17 protein-coding genes and 2 pseudogenes are annotated in these 16,730 nt (G+C 65.5%); 3 read left to right on the top strand and 16 right to left on the bottom strand.

Features of this window, described 5'->3' with window-relative positions; all coding sequences use genetic code 11:
- Positions 1 to 51: 51 nt before the first annotated feature.
- Positions 52 to 720 carry a GMP/IMP nucleotidase gene (yrfG, locus tag BN1120_RS03600; RefSeq protein WP_042014792.1) on the top strand — a complete coding sequence of 223 codons (669 nt, stop codon included), beginning with the start codon at positions 52 to 54 and terminating at the stop codon, positions 718 to 720.
- A gap of 79 nt (positions 721 to 799) precedes the next feature.
- Here yrfG and BN1120_RS03595 read toward each other — a convergent pair whose 3' ends face one another.
- Complete coding sequence (locus BN1120_RS03595; RefSeq protein ID WP_042014790.1) at positions 800 to 1,906, bottom strand: NADH:flavin oxidoreductase; 1,107 nt, start codon at positions 1,904 to 1,906, stop codon at positions 800 to 802.
- Positions 1,907 to 2,022: 116 nt separating this feature from the next.
- Here BN1120_RS03595 and BN1120_RS03590 point away from each other — a divergent pair, with 116 nt between their 5' ends.
- Positions 2,023 to 2,928 (top strand): LysR family transcriptional regulator, encoded by a 906-nt coding sequence (locus tag BN1120_RS03590; RefSeq protein ID WP_042014789.1) that lies wholly within the window; start codon positions 2,023 to 2,025, stop codon positions 2,926 to 2,928.
- Here BN1120_RS03590 and tyrS read toward each other — a convergent pair.
- The gene (tyrS, locus tag BN1120_RS03585; protein WP_042014815.1) at positions 2,923 to 4,188 is read right to left on the bottom strand and encodes a tyrosine--tRNA ligase; all 1,266 of its coding nucleotides are present in this window, start codon (positions 4,186 to 4,188) and stop codon (positions 2,923 to 2,925) included. The genes BN1120_RS03590 and tyrS overlap by 6 nt on opposite strands.
- Before the next feature lie 145 nt (positions 4,189 to 4,333).
- On the opposite strand from tyrS, the gene BN1120_RS03580 reads away from it, so the two are divergent.
- Positions 4,334 to 5,143 carry a helix-turn-helix transcriptional regulator gene (locus BN1120_RS03580; protein WP_042014787.1) on the top strand — a complete coding sequence of 270 codons (810 nt, stop codon included), beginning with the start codon at positions 4,334 to 4,336 and terminating at the stop codon, positions 5,141 to 5,143.
- Between the two features lie 48 nt (positions 5,144 to 5,191).
- On the opposite strand, the gene exeN is transcribed toward BN1120_RS03580, so the two are convergent.
- The 14 genes and pseudogenes from exeN to exeC form a co-directional block, all read right to left on the bottom strand.
- Entirely contained in the window at positions 5,192 to 5,950 is a 759-nt protein-coding gene (gene exeN, locus BN1120_RS03575; protein ID WP_039040581.1) for a GspN family type II secretion system protein ExeN, read from the bottom strand.
- Positions 5,947 to 6,438 carry a GspM family type II secretion system protein ExeM gene (gene exeM, locus BN1120_RS03570; protein ID WP_010675717.1) on the bottom strand — a complete coding sequence of 164 codons (492 nt, stop codon included), beginning with the start codon at positions 6,436 to 6,438 and terminating at the stop codon, positions 5,947 to 5,949. The genes exeN and exeM overlap by 4 nt, the downstream gene beginning before the upstream one ends.
- On the bottom strand, positions 6,435 to 7,619 hold the full coding sequence (exeL, locus tag BN1120_RS03565; RefSeq protein WP_080767872.1) for a GspL family type II secretion system protein ExeL: 1,185 nt from the start codon (positions 7,617 to 7,619) through the stop codon (positions 6,435 to 6,437). Before exeL ends, exeM begins: the two co-directional genes overlap by 4 nt.
- 112 nt (positions 7,620 to 7,731) lie before the next feature.
- The gene (gene exeK / locus BN1120_RS03560) at positions 7,732 to 8,751 is read right to left on the bottom strand and encodes a GspK family T2SS minor pseudopilin variant ExeK (RefSeq protein WP_039040584.1); all 1,020 of its coding nucleotides are present in this window, start codon (positions 8,749 to 8,751) and stop codon (positions 7,732 to 7,734) included.
- Positions 8,741 to 8,815: pseudogene (locus tag BN1120_RS21190) on the bottom strand (type II secretion system protein GspJ); the annotation flags it as partial. The gene exeK and the pseudogene BN1120_RS21190, both read right to left, overlap by 11 nt.
- A 25-nt stretch (positions 8,816 to 8,840) precedes the next feature.
- Positions 8,841 to 8,915: pseudogene (locus tag BN1120_RS22000) on the bottom strand (type II secretion system protein GspJ); the annotation flags it as partial.
- A 25-nt stretch (positions 8,916 to 8,940) separates the two neighbouring features.
- Positions 8,941 to 9,582 (bottom strand): GspJ family T2SS minor pseudopilin variant ExeJ, encoded by a 642-nt coding sequence (exeJ, locus tag BN1120_RS03555; RefSeq protein WP_039040585.1) that lies wholly within the window; start codon positions 9,580 to 9,582, stop codon positions 8,941 to 8,943.
- Between the two features lie 44 nt (positions 9,583 to 9,626).
- Positions 9,627 to 9,980 carry a GspI family T2SS minor pseudopilin variant ExeI gene (gene exeI, locus BN1120_RS03550; RefSeq protein WP_268877503.1) on the bottom strand — a complete coding sequence of 118 codons (354 nt, stop codon included), beginning with the start codon at positions 9,978 to 9,980 and terminating at the stop codon, positions 9,627 to 9,629.
- Positions 9,981 to 10,045: 65 nt separating this feature from the next.
- Positions 10,046 to 10,609, bottom strand: coding sequence for a GspH family T2SS minor pseudopilin variant ExeH (gene exeH / locus BN1120_RS03545; RefSeq protein WP_039040587.1), 564 nt, complete (start codon positions 10,607 to 10,609; stop codon positions 10,046 to 10,048).
- Between the two features lie 47 nt (positions 10,610 to 10,656).
- Complete coding sequence (gene exeG / locus BN1120_RS03540) at positions 10,657 to 11,088, bottom strand: GspG family T2SS major pseudopilin variant ExeG (protein WP_010675723.1); 432 nt, start codon at positions 11,086 to 11,088, stop codon at positions 10,657 to 10,659.
- A 116-nt stretch (positions 11,089 to 11,204) separates the two neighbouring features.
- Positions 11,205 to 12,425 (bottom strand): GspF family T2SS innner membrane protein variant ExeF, encoded by a 1,221-nt coding sequence (exeF, locus tag BN1120_RS03535; RefSeq protein ID WP_039040588.1) that lies wholly within the window; start codon positions 12,423 to 12,425, stop codon positions 11,205 to 11,207.
- A gap of 1 nt (position 12,426) precedes the next feature.
- Entirely contained in the window at positions 12,427 to 13,932 is a 1,506-nt protein-coding gene (gene exeE, locus BN1120_RS03530; protein WP_042014784.1) for a GspE family T2SS ATPase variant ExeE, read from the bottom strand.
- Positions 13,932 to 15,986: a GspD family T2SS secretin variant ExeD gene (exeD, locus tag BN1120_RS03525; RefSeq protein ID WP_010675726.1), complete on the bottom strand. Its 2,055-nt coding sequence runs from the start codon at positions 15,984 to 15,986 to the stop codon at positions 13,932 to 13,934. Before exeD ends, exeE begins: the two co-directional genes overlap by 1 nt.
- A 21-nt stretch (positions 15,987 to 16,007) precedes the next feature.
- The coding region (gene exeC / locus BN1120_RS03520; RefSeq protein WP_042014782.1) for a GspC family type II secretion system variant ExeC at positions 16,008 to 16,730 on the bottom strand (723 nt) is incomplete at its 5' end.

The following is a 16,730-nucleotide window of genomic DNA, read 5'->3' as shown; positions in this document are numbered from 1 at the left end:
CCGTTATAATGCGCCCCGTTTTTCCCATCACCACAGACATCACGAGGCCCCATGTCGACTCCCCTGCCCTGGCACCAGATTGATACCGTGTTGCTCGACATGGATGGCACCCTGATCGATCTCCATTTTGACAGCCATCTTTGGCAAACACTGGTGCCGGCGCGCTACGCCGAGCGACTCGGCCTGCCGCTGGCCGAGGCGAAGGCGCAGATAGACACCCACTATCATGCGGTCAACGGCACCCTCGACTGGTACTGCGTGGATTACTGGACCCGGACGCTCGGGCTCGAAATCCGCGCCCTCAAACAGGAGATCCTGGAGAAGATCCAGTGGCGCCCCAACGTCATTCCCTTCCTGGCCGCACTCAAGGCCGCCGGCAAGCAGGTGGTGCTCTTCACCAATGCCCATCCCGCCAGCCTGTCGGTGAAGGATGCACGCCTCGGCCTCGCCCAGCACCTCGACCTGATGGTGAGCACCCATGAGCTCGGGTGGTCGAAGGAGAGCCAGCACTGCTGGCAGGCACTGGCCGAGCGGCTGGCGTTCGACCCGGCCCGCACCCTCTTCGTGGATGACAGCGAGCGGATCCTGGCCGCCTCGGCCGAGTTCGGCATTGCCCACCAGCTCGGCATCCGTCACCCCGACAGCCAGATGCCGCCGCTCACCTTCCAGCACTTCCCGGCGCTCGACGACTACGCCGACCTGCTCCCTCTCGGCGCCTGACACGCACAAGGCCCTCTTCACGAGGGCCTTGTCACATCAGCTCAACAGCCTGCCGAGCGCATACCGTTCATGAAAGCCCTCAGGCCGCATCGCGCGGGGCCAGCACCCCCATGCTGGCCAGGTAGTCGAGGGCGCTTGGGGTGAAGCCGACCTCCGTGAGGTGCGCCGCCGTGAAAGGGGCTGCATGCAGAGGCAGGCCGCGGCTCACCCGTTCCATCCAGTCCGGATTGCCAAGGGCCGCCGTGCCCACCGCCACCAGATCGGCGCCGCCGGCCAGAGCCCGCTCCGCCGAATCTGCGTCGCTAATCTTGCCCGCCACCATGAGCGGCACCCGCCCGGCCAACCCGACCCTTACCGCCTCCAGCAGGGCGCCGCCGTCGGGATCCCCCGCCACTGCCTTGAAGCTGTCCCCCATGGAGAAGTGCAGGTAGTCGATCCCCTCGTCCGCCAGCAGGCGCGCCACCGCCAGCTGATGGGCCAGTTCGATGCCCTGGATATGGGCATAGCTCTCGGGGGAGAGACGCACCCCGACCAGGAAGCCCCGGGGTAGACGGGCGCGAATGCCGCGCACTATCTCCACCAGGATCCGCGCCCGGTTCGCGAGGCTGCCCCCCCAGCGGTCGGTGCGCAGGTTGTGCAGGGGGTTGAGGAAGTTGCAGAGCAGGAAGTGGTGGGCTGCGTGCAGCTCGACCCCGTGCAGGCCGGCGCCATGGGCCCGTTCGGCAGCGCTCACAAAGGCGTCAATGAGCGTCAGAATCTCCTCCTCGCTCAGCCCCTTGACCCCGAGGGGGTAACGCCCGCCCGGCGCCAGCGCGCACGGGCCGACCGGCACCCCGTCGTTCAGCTCGGGCAGAGCCCGCATCCCGCCGTGATGCAGTTGCACCACCGCCAGCGCCCCGGCCTGCCGCGCACTGTCGGCCAGGGCCGTGAAGGCCTGCTGCTGAGCGTCCGTCATCAGGGCAGGCTGCCCCGCCCAGCAGCGTCCGCCGGGCTGCACCTGGGTGGCGGCGGCGATGAGCAGGCCGAAGCCGCCACGGGCACAGCGCGCCAGCCAGTCGAGCTCGGCCTGGCCGGGATCACCACCTGCGCCGCTCATGTTGTGGGTCAAAGGGGCCAGCACGGCCCGGTTCTTGAGCCGCAATCCAGCTCGCTCGAAGTGGAAGCTGTCGCCCAGTGTCTTGTTCATCGTCCTCTCCCGGGATCGCAATGGCATGGCGGCCACTATAAACCCGGGCCACCAGGATATAATCAGGCGCACAAGCAAGACATTCATTCCCAGCAAGACACAATAGGCCACCCCTCATGAGTCACCACAAGCTCGACACCCTCTACCTGATGCGCCTGCTGGTCGCCATCGTCCGCTGTGGATCCTTCGCCGCGGCGGCGGCCCGCCTGGGCATCACCCCGAGCAAGGCGTCAAAAGATCTGCGCCACCTGGAGCAGAGCCTCGGCAGCGTGCTCCTGAGTCGCACCACCCGCCGGGTGCAACTGACCGACGCAGGAGAGCTCGCCTACCGCCAGGCCGACCAGATGATCGCCCTGCACGAGCAGTTGCTGGACGGCCTGCAGCGCCGCCGCTCGGCACTGTGCGGGGAGCTGCGCATCACGGCGCCGGATCTCTGGGGAGAAGTGGTGCTGACTCCGGTGCTGCTGCGCTTTCGCGCCGACCACCCGGAGGTGCGGATCATCGCCGACTTCAGCAATACCCCGGCCGACCTGCTGCGCGACAACCTGCACGTGGCGTTTCGCAGCACCGAGCTCGGCACCCAGCCCTACCTGGCGCGCCCCATCGCGGTGGACGATCTGGTGCTCTGCGCCAGCGCCAACTACCTGGACCGCCACCCGCCCCTCACCACACCGCAGGATCTGCACCAGCACAGTCTCATCACCCGCAGCCAGGAGTACGGCCGCCACGAGTGCTGGCCCCTGCTTGCCCAGGGGCGCGAGATCCCTCTCGAGGTAGCGGGCGAACTGGCCTTCAGCAGCAAGAAGGCGATTCACCAGGGGATGCGCCAGGGACTGGGGATAGCCCGCCTGCCGCGCTACCTGGTGGCGGCCGAGCTGGCCGAGGGGGTGGTGCGCGAAGTGCTGCCGGACTATCGCCCCAAGGGGGCCCATTTCTACGCCCTCTATACCCAGCGCCGGGCCGAGTCGGCCCTGGTCGGCCACTTCCTCGACTACGTCATCGAGGCGCTCACCCCTTCATGAGTAGATCACCAGGTGGTACTGCTTCTTGCCCCGGCGCAGCAGCAGGTAGCGGCCGAACAGCCGATCGTCGGCGGTGAGCGGCTCATCCCGGCGGATCGCACCGTTGACGCTGACGGCTCCCGCCGCCAGCAGCTCGCGGGCGATCCGCTTCGAGTTGGCCAGGCCGCACTCCACCAGCAGGGTCACCAGATCCGTTTCCCCCTCGATGCAGCTGCTTGGCATGCCATCTTGCGCCAGCTGGGCCAGATCGCTCTCCCCAAGGCGCGCTACCTCGCCACTGAACAACGATTCGCTGATGCGCTGCGCCGCCGCCAGCGCCCCCTTGCCGTGTACCAGTTCGGTCAGCTCGTCCGCCAGCACCTGTTGGGCCAGCTTGCGCCCCTGCCGCTTCGCATCCTCCGCCTCCAGCGTATCAATCTCGGCCAGCGGCATAAAGCTGTAGTAGCGCAGGAAGCGGTAGACATCCTCGTCTGCGGTACCGAGCCAGAACTGGTAGAAGGCGTAAGGGGAGGTGAGCGCCGGGTCGAGCCAGATAGCGCCCCCCTCGGTCTTGCCGAACTTGGTGCCATCGGCCTTGGTGATGAGCGGCAGGGTCATGCCATAGACCTGGGCCTGATGCAGCCGCCTAGTGAGGTCCATGCCGCTGGTGATGTTGCCCCACTGGTCGTTGCCGCCGATCTGCAGGGTGCAGCCGAGGCGTTGGTTGAGCACGGCGAAGTCCTGGGATTGCAGCAGGGCGTAGGAGAACTCGGTGAACGAGATGCCCTGATCCGGACGGGCCAGGCGCTGGCGCACCGATTCGCGGGCCAGCATGGCGTTGACCGAGAAGTGCTTGCCGATGTCCCGCAGAAAATCGAGGGCGGACATCTGCCCCATCCAGTCGGCGTTGTTGACCAGCAGCGGCGCCGCCAGCCCGTCGCTCGCTGGCAGCAGGGCGCTTATCTGGGCCGACAGGCTGGCGACCCAGCCCTGCACCGTCTCGGCGCTGTTGAGGGGGCGCTCGCTTGCCTTGAAGCTGGGATCGCCGATAAGGCCGGTGGCCCCGCCCACCAGCGCCACCGGGGTGTGGCCCGCCAGCTGGAAGCGGCGCAGCATCAGCAGTGGCACCAGGTGGCCGATGTGCAGGCTGCCAGCGGTGGGATCGAAGCCGCAGTAGACGGTGCGAGGGGTGGCAAGATGGTCGGCCAGCGCCACCGGGTCGGAATTCTGGGCCACCAGGCCGCGCTGGGTCAGCTCATCGAGCAGGTGAGGATTTGTCATGGAGGGCTCCAACAGCAAGAGAAAGAGGGCCATCCTCGCCGTTTGCAGTGCTGGCAGATATGTCCCCCAGGGGACAGTTTTGCCACTCCCGTGCTAGCATCCTGCCATCGTGGGGAAGCCATTCCCTGACCCGGAGCCCATCGCCATGCCCCCGTCTCCTGCCACGGATACCCTGAGCCTGACCGCCGCCGTCGATGCCCTGCACGGCAGCGGCTTCCCGGCAGCCCTGGTGCGCCTGATCCAGCAGCAGGTGGCGTTCGACTGCGCCCTGCTGCTCGGGGTAGGGCAGCGCCCCGTCTACCTCTACGACAACCTGCATCACCAGCGGGCCCTATTGTTCGACCGCTACCTCACCCGCCACTTCAGTCAGGATCCCTTCATGCAGGCGCTGGAACAGGGCCTGGGGGCCGGGGTCTGGACCCTGGCACAGGTGTCGCGCGGGCGGCTCGACCCCGAGTATCGCCACCACTTCTATCAGGCCACCGGCTGGCAGGAGGAGGTGGGGCTGATCCTGCCGGTGCGCGGCGGCCTCACCCTGATGCTGTTTCTGGGCCGCCTCGACAAGCGCAGCTCCCTCAGCCGTGACGAGCTGGCCAGGCTGGAGGCACTGTTCCCGCTGGTGCATTCGCTGTGTCGCCAGCACTGGCGGGAAGAGACACCCCGCCTGGCCCGCAGCCCGGCCAGGTCAGATGGCACTGACCTCAAGGGGGCGGTGGAGCAGGCTATCGCCAGTGTGGGGGGAGATCAGCTAACCCGGCGGGAGCGCCAGGTGGCGGGTTTGCTGTTGCAAGGGCTGGATACCGAGGCCATTGCCGGTGCGCTCGGCATCGGCAGCGGCACGGTGAAGAATCACCGCAAGCACCTCTACGCCAAGTTGAACCTGCACTCCCGGGCCGAGCTGTTCAGCTTCTTCCTCAATCACCTCATCACGGCGCCAGCCGGCGCGCCCCCATAACGACACCACCCCGCCGGGGCGGGGTGGTTCAAACCATGGGCAACGCCGTCAGATGCGGCCCTGATAACGCAGCGGGAAGCGCCCCTGCCCATCGGGCTGGCCGAGGAAGGGGAGCCCCTGTTTCATCTGGTCCGGCAGCTCGGGACCCGGTTTCAGGGTGCCCTGGAACAGGTACTGGCGATTGGCTTGCAACTCCAGCTTGCCCAGCACCTGCACCGCCTCCGAGCCCTGCTTGATCTCGGCCACCAGCCGGGAGTCGAGACAGGTGAGCGTGATCTCGGGATCCCCCAGGGCCAGCTTGCCCGCCGGGGTGTCCGCCTGTGCGTCATACCAGTGAAGATCCCCGTAAAGGTTGTCGCACCAGGGAGTGCCCTGGGCAAACTGATCGATCTTGAGCTGCAACTGACCCGTCGCCGTCAACGGGAAGGGGGGTCTCATCGGCACCCGCTCCAGCACCCAGGGGGCAGGCGCATTCAGGGTGATGTCGCGCCCGAAAGCGGCACCGTTCCAACCCAGGATCCCCTGCCCGTTGAGTCCGCTGCGCTCGCCAAAGCGCACCGACACCTCGGGCGCCAGCCGCAGCAGGGACCAGCCATCGAGATCCCAGCGCAACTGGGTGAGGGACTCGCTGGCATATTGCACCCGGGCGGCCTGACCGCTCCAGAGGGTGCCACTCACCCCCTCCAGCCGCACCAGATTGGGGGGCAGCGGCAGATGGCGCACCACCAGGGATGCAGGCAACTGGGCCAGCAGGAAACCGAGATAGGCCAGCAGGAAGAGACTGGCGATCACTATTTTTCGCTTCATTGGGAACGACTCAACTGCAAACGTCTGACCTTGACCAGCCCGGGGGCCAGCCCCTCGCGGGCCAGCTCGATGATCTGCACCTGGACGCCGTATTGATCCGAGAGGGTCGCAAGCCAGATCAGCAGATCATCGAACGGCACCGTGTCTATCCATACCTGCAGCTCCTGACCCTGGGGCTGCAAGCGGGCAATCTTGATCTTCTGGTTGAAGGCGGTGCGGTTCACCACGCCGTCCAGGGTACCGCCGGTATCGATCTGGCGCCCCTGTCCCCCCTGCATCGCCAGCACCTCCTGTCCCTTCTCCTTGAGCCAGGCCAGGGTCTGCTGCTGGTTCACCACCTGCCGCTCGCGCTCGGCAATGCGATTTGCCACCGGCTGCCAGATCGCCCAGTAGAAGAGCCCGATGAGCAGCACGCTGCCCCCCACCGCCACCAGCCGCTGCTCGCGGGCACTGATGCCGCGCCACCAGCTCTGCAGTTTGTCCATCATGACGACCTCCCCTTGAGCACCAGCGCCCCTTCGACCTTGCCTTCGGTGCTTCGCACCTCACCCTGCTGCACCTCGAAGCGCTTGCCCGCCAGCTCGCGGAAACGTTCGATCTCGGTGAAGCCGGGGGCCGTCACCTGCAACCTCAGCTCGCCCCGGGCTGCATCGAAGCGCAGCACCTCGGGCTTGAGGCCGGGCACCTCGGCAAACACCGGGGCCAGCTCGGTCAGGAGCAACAGGACGCCATCCTGGGGAGCCTGCCCCAACTGCTGGAGGTGCTGGGTCATCTGGCTGCGCACGTTGACGATCCGCGTCTCCCCCGGGAAGATCCGGGTGTAGACCTGCCGGATCTCAGCCTTGAGGGCCTTGTCCTGTTCCGCCAGCTGGTGCAGATGCACACCGCGCTGCACCAGGGCCACCAGCAACAATACGCCTGCCAGCACCGCCACCTTGCGCCACTGCAACCAGTAGCGGGCGTATTCGGTCTGGGGACGATAGGGCCCCTGCAACAGGTTGGCCTGGCAGGTCAGCGCCCCTTTCGCCAGCAACAGCATGGGCAGTTCCGGGTCAGCCCCCTGCCAGTTGCCCGCCGCCATGGCGGGGATGGGAGTATGGCAGTGAAGGGTGACGGGTTCGGTCTGCGCTGCCAGCAGCATGGCCAGCAGGGATTCCTCCGCCACTATGCCCTGACGGGGGCCCTGGCGGACCAGCCACTCCTCCCCCAGTTGCAGGGCTGACCAGCCATCGGCGGCGAGCGGCAGCGCCAGCACGTCGGGCAGCAGGTGCAGGGTCTTGAGCCCTGCCTGCTCCAGCCAACCGAGCCAGGAGTGCATCTTCCCCTTGTCCACCGCCATCAGATCCACCTCGCGGCCCTGATGGCCGAGCACCACCAGGTGAAGATCGTCCACGTCTGAGGCGATCTGCTCCTCCAGCAGATAAGGCAGGGCCGCCGCACTCTGGCGGCTGTATTTGCCCGGCAGATTGACCCGCCGGAAGATAAGATCGCTGCCGGGCACCAGGGTCACCACGGGGCGACCACCGGCACGCTCCTGCAGCTCGCCGAGGGCGTGCGCCGAGGCCAGGATGCCGGAGGCGATGATCTCCTGCTCCTGCGCCGACCAGACCAGCCAGTGCACTGGCTGCTGCGCATTGGTCCCCAGACGGATGACCAGACTCTCGCTCACTAATGTCTCTCCTGCCATGCCCGATCCTCCCTCAGGGGGGCGGGCGCACAGCCATGGGTTGCAGTCCAATCGGGGGATGCGCAGGGTAGCGAAACCGCCCCACGCCCCCTTGTTATTCGGCGCCGCCGCTCAGGCGACGCAGCATCACCAGCTTGTTGTCCTTGCCACGCTGGAAGACGGTCTCAAGCCTGGCGCGGGTCTCCCCCACCTCCGCCAGCAGGCGGGCCTCGAAGAAGCTGCTCTTGATGTCCAGGGCGCCATCCAGCCCGGTGATGGCACCCGGCTGAACCTGCAACTGCTCCGTCATCTCCTGCTTGTTCTTCCACCCCTTCTTGGGGCGGCTGGTCAGCACCCGCTTGGCATCGTCCAGCCCGATCTTCCCCTGGTAGAGCCCCACCAGCAGGGCCGCCTGCTCCGGCCGGATGGTGTTGATGTTCACCACCAGCTTGTCATTGGGCAGGGAGCACACATAGGGGGCCAACCGGGCGTACAGGCTGGCGCTCACCCCGCGCACTGCCCGCAATTCGTCGGTGCCCAGCATCCGCTGGTTAGCCACCAGGTAGGGGGGATTGAGTCCCTCGTAGTAGGCATCCTCGGCCCCGTTGCTCGAGACCAGCTGGGTATCCTTGTCGGTCCAGTCGCGGATGGCGTCCGTCAGCTGCACCGCTTCGTAATCATCCACCTCGAGCTGGGCGAGCAGGGCCCGGAACACCTTGAACTGGTAAGGCTGGGCGTCGAGATCGTCGCCGTTCTCCCCCTCCTTGAGGGGCACGCTCAGGCTGTTGAGGTTGAAGCAGGATTGCAGATCCCGCACCCGGCCCGAGAGAGTGCCATCCTCCACCGGGAAGACCCCGTCCTCCCGCGCCCAGTTCTGTCCCAGACTCACCCGATCCGGGTCATCCTTGAAGTCCTGGTTCAGCACCTTGATCACCAGGGCCTCCGCCGACATGGCATACCACCAGGCCTGCTTGCCCAGGGTGAGGTTGGCGGTGCGGCGCAGCTCCAGTTGCAGGCGGCCGCTCATGTTGCTGGCGACGATCACCATCACCGCGAGGATGAGCAGCACCACCAGCAGGGCCATGCCCCGCTGTCTGCCGGGGGCCGAAGGAGGGCGGGAGCGCTTAATTGCCATTGTCCGCCCTCTGGCCACCAGCGCCGTTCAGGAACTGGCGACGTCGAATAGTGCCGTCATCCTCCGTGACGGACAGGGGAAAACGACGATCAGTTACCATTCTCAGCCCTCTGACCACCGGTTCCGATCAGGAACTGGCGACGTCGAATAGTGCCGTCATCCTTCGTGACGGACAGGGGAAAACGACGATCAGTTACCATTCTCAGCCCTCTGACCACCGGCTCCGATCAGGAACTGGCGACGGATGGTGCCGTAGTCTTCAAGCTCCAGCTCCACCGCCAGCCCATAGGGCAGCAGGTCGCGCTGGGTCCACTCCTCCTTCCACTGTCCCTTGTCGTAGAAATAGAGGCGCAGCGCCGTCACGCCGGTCAGCACGGGCTGAATGCGCGGCTCGGTGCCAATGGCCGGATCCGGATAGAGGTAGCTCAACCGCTCCAGGGTCTGCCCCTTGAGACGCCAACCCACTCGTTGCAGGCCGGAGCGCGGCAGTATGCCGTCCGGATTAAGCCAGCCGCCGCGAATGAAGGCCATGCCCCAGTCGTCGCTCTGCTGGCCGAAGCGGGACGCCGCCAGCAGCACCTTGTTGTTCTCGCCGTCGATGCGACCGCTGCGCGGCACCATCTGGGTGACGTCCCGCTCCAGCAGGCTGAAGGCGAGCTGCAGTTCCGAGAGACGGGCCTCCTTGCGCTTGGCCACCTCGTCGCTGGTCAGCACCCCTTGCAGCACCTGATAGGCACCCAGGCTCAGGGTGGCGAAGATGGCAATGGCCACCAGCATCTCAAGCAGGGTAAAGCCGCGGTGGCACGATGGGCGGGGGTTGCTCTGGATCATCGGCTGACACCGGCTCCGGATCATGGACGCACGTTGATGAATGTTCATCGGCTGAGATAGGTCCGGATCATGGCCACCGGGCCCTCGGCCTTGGGCGCGGTGCGCACTTCCATGTCCAGCGCCCTGAAGTTGCTGTCCGCCGTGGCGACGCCGCGATAGCGCCAGTACCAGGTCTGCCCGGCCATCTCCTCGTCCCCTTCCACCCAGCTGTCTCCCGGCCACTTGCCTTCGAGCTTCTGCTGCACCAGCTGATTCTCCACCACCCAGGTCGCCAGGGTCTTCTGCTCCAGATAATTGAGGCCGGCCAGGTGCTCGCTCGCGGTCTTCATCACCGCCAGCCCGGCGATGGCAAACACCGCCAGGGCCACCATGACCTCCAGCAGCGTCATGCCGCGCACCCGGGCGGGGCCGCCCGACAGAACGGTGCGACGCGCTAGAACGCCCCCTGCGGGCCTGGTGCTCCTCACTCTTCTTCCTCTTCATCCTGTAACAGGGAGAGACGACCGAACTCGTCCCCCCTGACGGTGCGCAGGTAGTGCAGATCCTCGTCCTGCTGGCTCAGGGTCAACACGAAGGGAGAGAGCTCTCCCCCCGGAAAGACCAGGATCTGGGGTGTCCGCTCACGCTCGTCCCGACCCTGCTCCTGGCGTTCGTCCGACGCAGTGCGCCAGTTGAAACCTTCCAGCTCCACCGCCAGGGTCATCCCCTCCGGCAACGTCACCGGCCCCAGCAGCTTGTCACCGGTCAGTGCGCGCCACTTGCGATCCTTGGGATCCCGGGACATAAACTGCCAGCCGTTCTCCTCGACCCGCAGCCCCAGCAGCCTGCCATCCATGACCGAATACTCCTGGGCCTGCTGCAGGGTCGCCATGAAGCGGCGCGCCTGCTTGTCGAGCTCCCGATCCCCCCTGGCGCCCCCCATGCTGAGGGTGACGGCGGTCGCCACCAGTCCCATCAACATGGCGACCAGCAACACTTCCAGCAGGGTAAAACCGGCCTGGTGACGGGCCCAAGAGGCCACCTTCATTCAGGCAGCCCCGGGGTAGCGCAGTGAGCACGACGCGGCGGAATCACTTATTGGAAGTCCTTCAGGTTCCAGTTGCCGATGTCGTCATCGGTCCCGGCTTCGCCGTCCATCCCCATGGAGAAGATGTCGATCTTGCCGAACTGGCCCGGGCTCAGCAGCTGGTACTGGTTGCCCCAGGGATCCTGCGGCAGGCGCTTGATGTAGCCCCCTTCCCGGTAGCTGCGCGGCTCAGGGGATGCGGTCGGCTTGTTGACCAGGGCATCCAGCCCCTGCTCGGTGGTGGGGTAGCGGTTGTTGTCCAGCTTGTACATGTCGAGGGCGTTTTCCAGCGCCACTATGTCGGAGACCGCTTTTTGCTGATCCGCCTTCTCCTTGTTGCCCATCAGGTTGGGCACCACCAGGCTGGCCAGGATCCCCAGGATCACGATGACCACCATCACTTCCAGCAGGGTAAAACCCGATTGACGACGCTTTTGCATGACTGACTCCCTAACGAAATGAGATGGCATGAGCCATCAACGATTAACTGTTAAACCACGATCGTTCGATTGAATTTGCAGGTTCGAATGGCGAAGCCTATTCGGGCACCCGACCCTCACAGATTCACCATGTTGTTGAGCTCCAGGATCGGCTGCAGGATCGACATCACGATAAACAGCACCACCCCGGCCATGGAGACCACCAGCATGGGCTCGAACACCCCGAGGGCGATGTTCACCTGGGTTTCGAACTCCCTGTCCTGGTTGTCCGCCGCCCGCTCCAGCATGCTGTCGAGCTCGCCGCTCTGCTCGCCCGAGGCGATCATGTGCAGCATCATGGGCGGAAAAATTCTGGTTTCATCCAGCGACTTGCGCAGGCTGGTCCCCTCCCGCACCCGCTCGGTGGCCTCACCGATGCGCATGCGGGCATAGTCGTTGGAGAGCACTTCGCCGGCGATCTTCATTCCCTCCAGCAGGGGGACGGCGCTGGCGTTGAGGATGCTCAGGGTGCGGGCAAAGCGGGCGGTGTTGAGACCGCGGCTGACCCGACCGATCACCGGCAGGCGCAGTATCACCTGGTGCCAGCGACGACGACGCTTGTCGTCGGTCAGCCACCAGCGCCAGATCAGGCCGCCAATACCAAGGAGCAGCAGGAACCAGAGGCCATAGTGCTGCAACAGCTCGCTGGTGCCGATGAGGAAACGGGTGGTGCCCGGCAGTTGCTGGCCCATGTGTTCGAACTGGGCCACCACCTTGGGCACCACGGCGGTGAGCAGTATGGAGATGACCCCCACCGCCACCAGGGTGAGGACGATGGGATAGATCATCGCCTGCAGCAGCTTGGTGCGCATGTGCTGGCGCTGCTCGGTGTAATCGGCGAGACGGTTGAGCACCTTCTCCAGGTGACCGGACTTCTCGCCGGCCGCCACCATGGAGCGGAACAGCTGGTCGAACACATGGGGGAAGGCCCCCAGCGAATCGGCCAGGGAATACCCCTCTACTACCTTGCTGCGCACCGTCGCCACCAGGCTGCGCAGGTGGGCCTTCTCGCACTGCTCGGCGACCGCCTTGAGGGCCTCTTCGATGGTGAGACCGGCCCCCACCAGGGTCGCCAGCTGGCGGGTGATGAGGGCCAGTTCTGCGGTGGAGGCACCACGGCGAAACAGCACGAAGCGGTTCGCCTCCCGCTTGGCCTTCTCGGTGGTCTCATTCACCTCGAGGGGGGTCAGCCCCTGCTCGCGCAGCAGCTGGCGCACCTGGCGGGCGGAATCCCCTTCCAGCACGCCGCTCTTGTTGCGCCCCTTGCCGTCGAGAGCCTTGTATTCAAATGCCGCCATTTCAGTCTTCCCGGGTCACGCGCAGCACCTCTTCGAGGCTGGTCTGCCCCTTGAGCACCTTGTCGATGCCGTCGCGGCGGATGCTGGGGGTGTGACCCCGGATCAGCCGCTCGATGGCGAGCTCGCCGCTGGCACTGTGGATCGCCTCGCGCACCGCCTCGTCCACCACCACCAGCTCGTGGATGCCGGTCCGGCCGCGATAGCCGGTGTGGTTGCACTGCTCGCAGCCCACCGGACGCCAGATCTGCTGATCCGGCGCAAGCTCGATGCCCATGGCAACACGCTCCTGCTCGGTGACAGGGTGCGGTGCGCGGCAATCCGGGCAGAGAGTGCGCACCAGCCGCTGGGCCAGTACCGCCAGGAGCGACGAGGAGAGCAGGAAGGGCTCGATCCCCATGTCCCGCATTCGGGTGATGGCGCCGATGGCGGTGTTGGTGTGCAGGGTCGACATCACCAGGTGACCGGTGAGGGATGCCTGAACCGCGATCTGGGCGGTCTCGAGGTCACGGATTTCCCCCACCATCACCACATCCGGATCCTGGCGCAGAATGGCGCGCAGGCCCCGGGCGAAGGTCATGTCCACCTTGCTGTTGACCTGGGTCTGGCCCACCCCTTCGAGGTCATATTCGATGGGGTCTTCGACGGTCAGGATGTTGCGATCCCGGGAGTTGATCTCCGAGAGGGCCGCATAAAGGGTGGTGGACTTGCCCGAACCGGTCGGGCCCGTCACCAGGATGATGCCGTGGGGCTTGCGAATGAGTTCGCTGATGATGTTGCGGTTGGCCAGCGTCATGCCGAGCTGCTTGAGCTCGAGGCGCACGTTGTTCTTGTCCAGCAGTCGCAATACCACCCGCTCGCCGTAGCTGGAGGGCATGGTGGAGACCCGCACGTCCACCGCCCGGCCGCCGATGCGCAGTGAGATACGGCCATCTTGCGGCACCCGCTTCTCGGCGATGTCCATGCGCGACATGACCTTGATGCGCGACACCAGCAGGGAGGCGAGTTTGCGATGGGGGCGCAGGATCTCCCGCAGCACCCCATCGATGCGAAAACGGATCACCAGGGCCCGCTCGAAGGTCTCGATGTGGATGTCGGACGCCTCTTCTTTTATCGCCTCGCTCAACATGGCATTGATGAGGCGAATGATGGGGGCGTCGTCGTCGGCATCCAGCAGATCCTCGCTCTGGGGCAGCTCTTCGGCCAGGGCAAAGAAGTCCATCTCGTTGCCGAGATCCTCCATCAGCTGACGCGCCTCGGAGGAGTCACGCTGATAGTGGGCCATCAGGAGCGTCTCGAACTCGTCGTTGCCAAGCTGCTCCACCGCGAAGGCACAGCCCGCCACCCGGCGCACCTCCAGCAGGGTCTGGGGGGAGATCCCCTGACGACAGAGCAGCACCGGGGCACCCTGGCGCTCGGTCAGGATGGCCCCGAAGTTGCGGGCAAACGCGAACGGCAGTTCCGGCAGGGGAGCCGGCAGCTCGCTGCCATCGAGCTGGTAGGCGGCCATCAGGGCTTGCTCTGCACGAAGGGCTGCTCCTGCACCTGGGCGCGCACGCCGGTGGCGGTCGCCTGCTGCTGGGCCTGCATTCTCTGGATCTGCTGCTGCACCTCGGGGGACATCATCACGTCCTGGCCATAGGCGGGCAGCACCTGGCGAGCCGGCGAGGTGGCATAGCCCTCTTCCGCAGCCCGGCTCAGCTGTTCGGCCCTGAACAGGGTGTACTTGTTGCTGGAGACCCCGGAGTAGACATTGGCGTCACGCAATATGGTCGGGCGGATGAAGACCATCAGGTTGCGCTTGGCGGTGGAGGTCTTGGAGGAACGGAACAGGTAACCCAGTACCGGAATGTCCCCGAGCAGGGGCACCTTGGAGATCTGCTCCTGGGTCTGTTCGTCCATCAGGCCGCCCAGCACCACTGTCTCGCCGCTCTTGACCAGCACGGCGTTCTTCACGGTACGGGTATCGAAGGTGGGGCCCAGGTTGGCGGTCCCGGTCGCCTGCTTCTGTGCCACGCTGGAGACCTCCTGCTCGATGTTGAGCAGTACGGAATCTCCTTCGTTGATCTGGGGCGTCACCACCAGCTTGGTCCCCACCGTCTTGCGCTCTATGGTGTTGAACACCTGATCGCTGGTGGTGGAGCTCTGGGAGCCGCTCTGCACCGGCACTTCCTGACCGACGTTGAAAGAGGCCTCCTTGTTGTCCATGGTGACGATGCTCGGGGTGGAGAGGATGTCGTTCTTGCTGTTGGTGGAGAGCGCCGTCACCAGCGCCGCCCAGTCCCCGTGATAGAAGCCTGCCGCCATGCCGCTGAAGCTGCCCGCCAGGGATGACAGACCGTCGGTGTTGCCGTTGTCTTTGTAATCCTTGGCGGCGATGGCCAGGGAGCCGATGGGCAGACCGGTGTCGGTGAACTGGGTGCCGCCACCATTGGTGTTGGCCCACTGCACCCCGAGGTTCATGCCGTCACCATCCGATATCTCGACGATGATGGCCTCCACCAGCACCTGGGCACGGCGAATGTCGAGCTTGGCGATGACCTGCTCCAGCTCGGCCATCACGTCCGGCTGGGCGGTGATCACCAGGGCATTGGTGGTCTCGTCGGCGGAGATGGCGAGCTGGCCGCCGCCGATGCTGGCACCGCCCGTGGCCGTGGCAGCCGCCCCGCCCTTCTTGTCGGCGGCGATGCTGGAGCTGACCCCCTTGAGGACGTCCACCAGATCCTTGGCCTTGCCATATTTCAGGTAGAAGACCCGGGTGTTGCCCTGGCTCTGCAGATCCCGGTCGAGCTGGCGCACCATCTGGATGATGCGGGCACGGGCCTTGGGCTCACCGCTGATGACCACGGAGTTGGTGCGCTCGTCGGCCACCACCTTGGGGGAGAGCAGCAGCGAGGCGTTGGCTCCCTGATTGCTGCCATCCTTGTTGAGGTTGGTCACCAGCCGCACCATCTCGCCGGCGGAGGCGAACTTGAGCTTGATGACGTCCATGTCCTGATCCCCCGCCTTGTCCACCCGGCGAACCACCTCCACCAGGCGGTTGACCACGGCGGCGCGGCCGGTGATGAGCAGCACGTTGGAGGGCTCATAGTGGACCACGTTGCCGCCGCCGGCGTTGTCGTTGAGCTGACGCAGCAGGGGGGCCAGTTCACGGACCGAGACATTGCGCACCGGCACGACCCGGGTCACCATCTCGTCACCCACGCCGGGGTTGGTGTCATCCACCACGGGGATGGCCGAGGTCTTGGCATCCTTGGAGCGCACCACCTTGAGCACGCCGTTGTTCATGGGCACCACGGCAAAGCCGTAAACGTCGAGCACGCTCAGGAAGAACTGGTAGTACTGATCCTCGTTGAGCAGGTCATAGCTGCGCACGTTGATCTTGCCGCGTACCGATGGCTCTATGATGATGGTTTTGTTCAGGTTCTTGCCGACCGTGTTGATGAACTCCTCGATGTCGGCGTTCTTGAAACTGGCGGAATACTCGGTGGCCCAGGCAGAACCGGCCATCATCAAGGCTGCCGCCATGGTGGCCAGACGCCAGCCCTTCCCTTTATTTGTCATTCTTGGTGCTACTCCAATTCATTATTCTGACAAGCCGACATAGACGTCGTAGAGCTGTCCTTGCCGCTCGACGGTGACGGTCATTTCCGTGGCGCCCGCCACCTGCTGCATCGCCTGCATGGCCTGGGCGTTGTCACGCAGATCCAGGCCGTTGATGCTGACCGCCAGATCGTTGGCGACCAGTCCGAGTTGATTGAACAGTTCCGGATTGCGACCCGGGTTGAGGCGATAGCCGGTCATGCGACCGTCCACCCGGACCGGAGAAATATTGAGGTAATCGGTGATCTTGCCCGGGTTGCCCAGCAGTTCGCTGCGCACGGAGGAGAGCCCCTCCTGGCGGGCTGGTTTGGGCAGGGGCTTGCCATACTCTTCCCCGTCCAGCATCAGGGTCTCGTCACGGCCGTCCCGGGCGATGATGACCCGATCGGCAAACACCTGGCGTATCCTGGCCTGGGTACCGTCGATGTAGTCTCCGATGCCGTAAGAGTTCTGCGTCCCGTTGTGGGCGATGATGGCGATGGACTTGGCGGGATCCGAGCTTGCCAGCACCCCGTTGAGCTGGGCGTTGAGCTGGGTTTTCGGGGCATCCGCCGCCACCGTCTCTGCCGCCTTGTCCGCCTGGGGTTGCAGCGCCTTGCCAAAGAGAGAGAGGCGGCTGAGGTTGCCAAGATCGAGGCGATCGCCGCCACTCCCCTGCACCGAGGTGACCGAGGGTTGCCAGGGGGTCAAGGGGGCGGGCTGGGC

It is taken from the genome of Aeromonas caviae (assembly GCF_000819785.1).
GTDB lineage: Bacteria > Pseudomonadota > Gammaproteobacteria > Enterobacterales > Aeromonadaceae > Aeromonas > Aeromonas caviae.
The sequence above is the reverse complement of the archived record's forward strand: the minus strand, read 5'-3'. Positions and strand labels throughout refer to the sequence as shown.

What these genes read in the sequence shown, in the direction of transcription:
- yrfG (WP_042014792.1), top strand. Translation starts at nt 52, where the DNA reads ATGTCGACTCCCCTGCCCTGGCACCAGATTGATACCGTGTTGCTCGAC.
- BN1120_RS03595 (WP_042014790.1), bottom strand. Translation starts at nt 1,906, where the DNA reads ATGAACAAGACACTGGGCGACAGCTTCCACTTCGAGCGAGCTGGATTG.
- BN1120_RS03590 (WP_042014789.1), top strand. Translation starts at nt 2,023, where the DNA reads ATGAGTCACCACAAGCTCGACACCCTCTACCTGATGCGCCTGCTGGTC.
- tyrS (WP_042014815.1), bottom strand. Translation starts at nt 4,188, where the DNA reads ATGACAAATCCTCACCTGCTCGATGAGCTGACCCAGCGCGGCCTGGTG.
- BN1120_RS03580 (WP_042014787.1), top strand. Translation starts at nt 4,334, where the DNA reads ATGCCCCCGTCTCCTGCCACGGATACCCTGAGCCTGACCGCCGCCGTC.
- exeN (WP_039040581.1), bottom strand. Translation starts at nt 5,950, where the DNA reads ATGAAGCGAAAAATAGTGATCGCCAGTCTCTTCCTGCTGGCCTATCTC.
- exeM (WP_010675717.1), bottom strand. Translation starts at nt 6,438, where the DNA reads ATGATGGACAAACTGCAGAGCTGGTGGCGCGGCATCAGTGCCCGCGAG.
- exeK (WP_039040584.1), bottom strand. Translation starts at nt 8,751, where the DNA reads ATGGCAATTAAGCGCTCCCGCCCTCCTTCGGCCCCCGGCAGACAGCGG.
- exeJ (WP_039040585.1), bottom strand. Translation starts at nt 9,582, where the DNA reads ATGATCCAGAGCAACCCCCGCCCATCGTGCCACCGCGGCTTTACCCTG.
- exeH (WP_039040587.1), bottom strand. Translation starts at nt 10,609, where the DNA reads ATGAAGGTGGCCTCTTGGGCCCGTCACCAGGCCGGTTTTACCCTGCTG.
- exeG (WP_010675723.1), bottom strand. Translation starts at nt 11,088, where the DNA reads ATGCAAAAGCGTCGTCAATCGGGTTTTACCCTGCTGGAAGTGATGGTG.
- exeF (WP_039040588.1), bottom strand. Translation starts at nt 12,425, where the DNA reads ATGGCGGCATTTGAATACAAGGCTCTCGACGGCAAGGGGCGCAACAAG.
- exeE (WP_042014784.1), bottom strand. Translation starts at nt 13,932, where the DNA reads ATGGCCGCCTACCAGCTCGATGGCAGCGAGCTGCCGGCTCCCCTGCCG.
- exeD (WP_010675726.1), bottom strand. Translation starts at nt 15,986, where the DNA reads ATGACAAATAAAGGGAAGGGCTGGCGTCTGGCCACCATGGCGGCAGCC.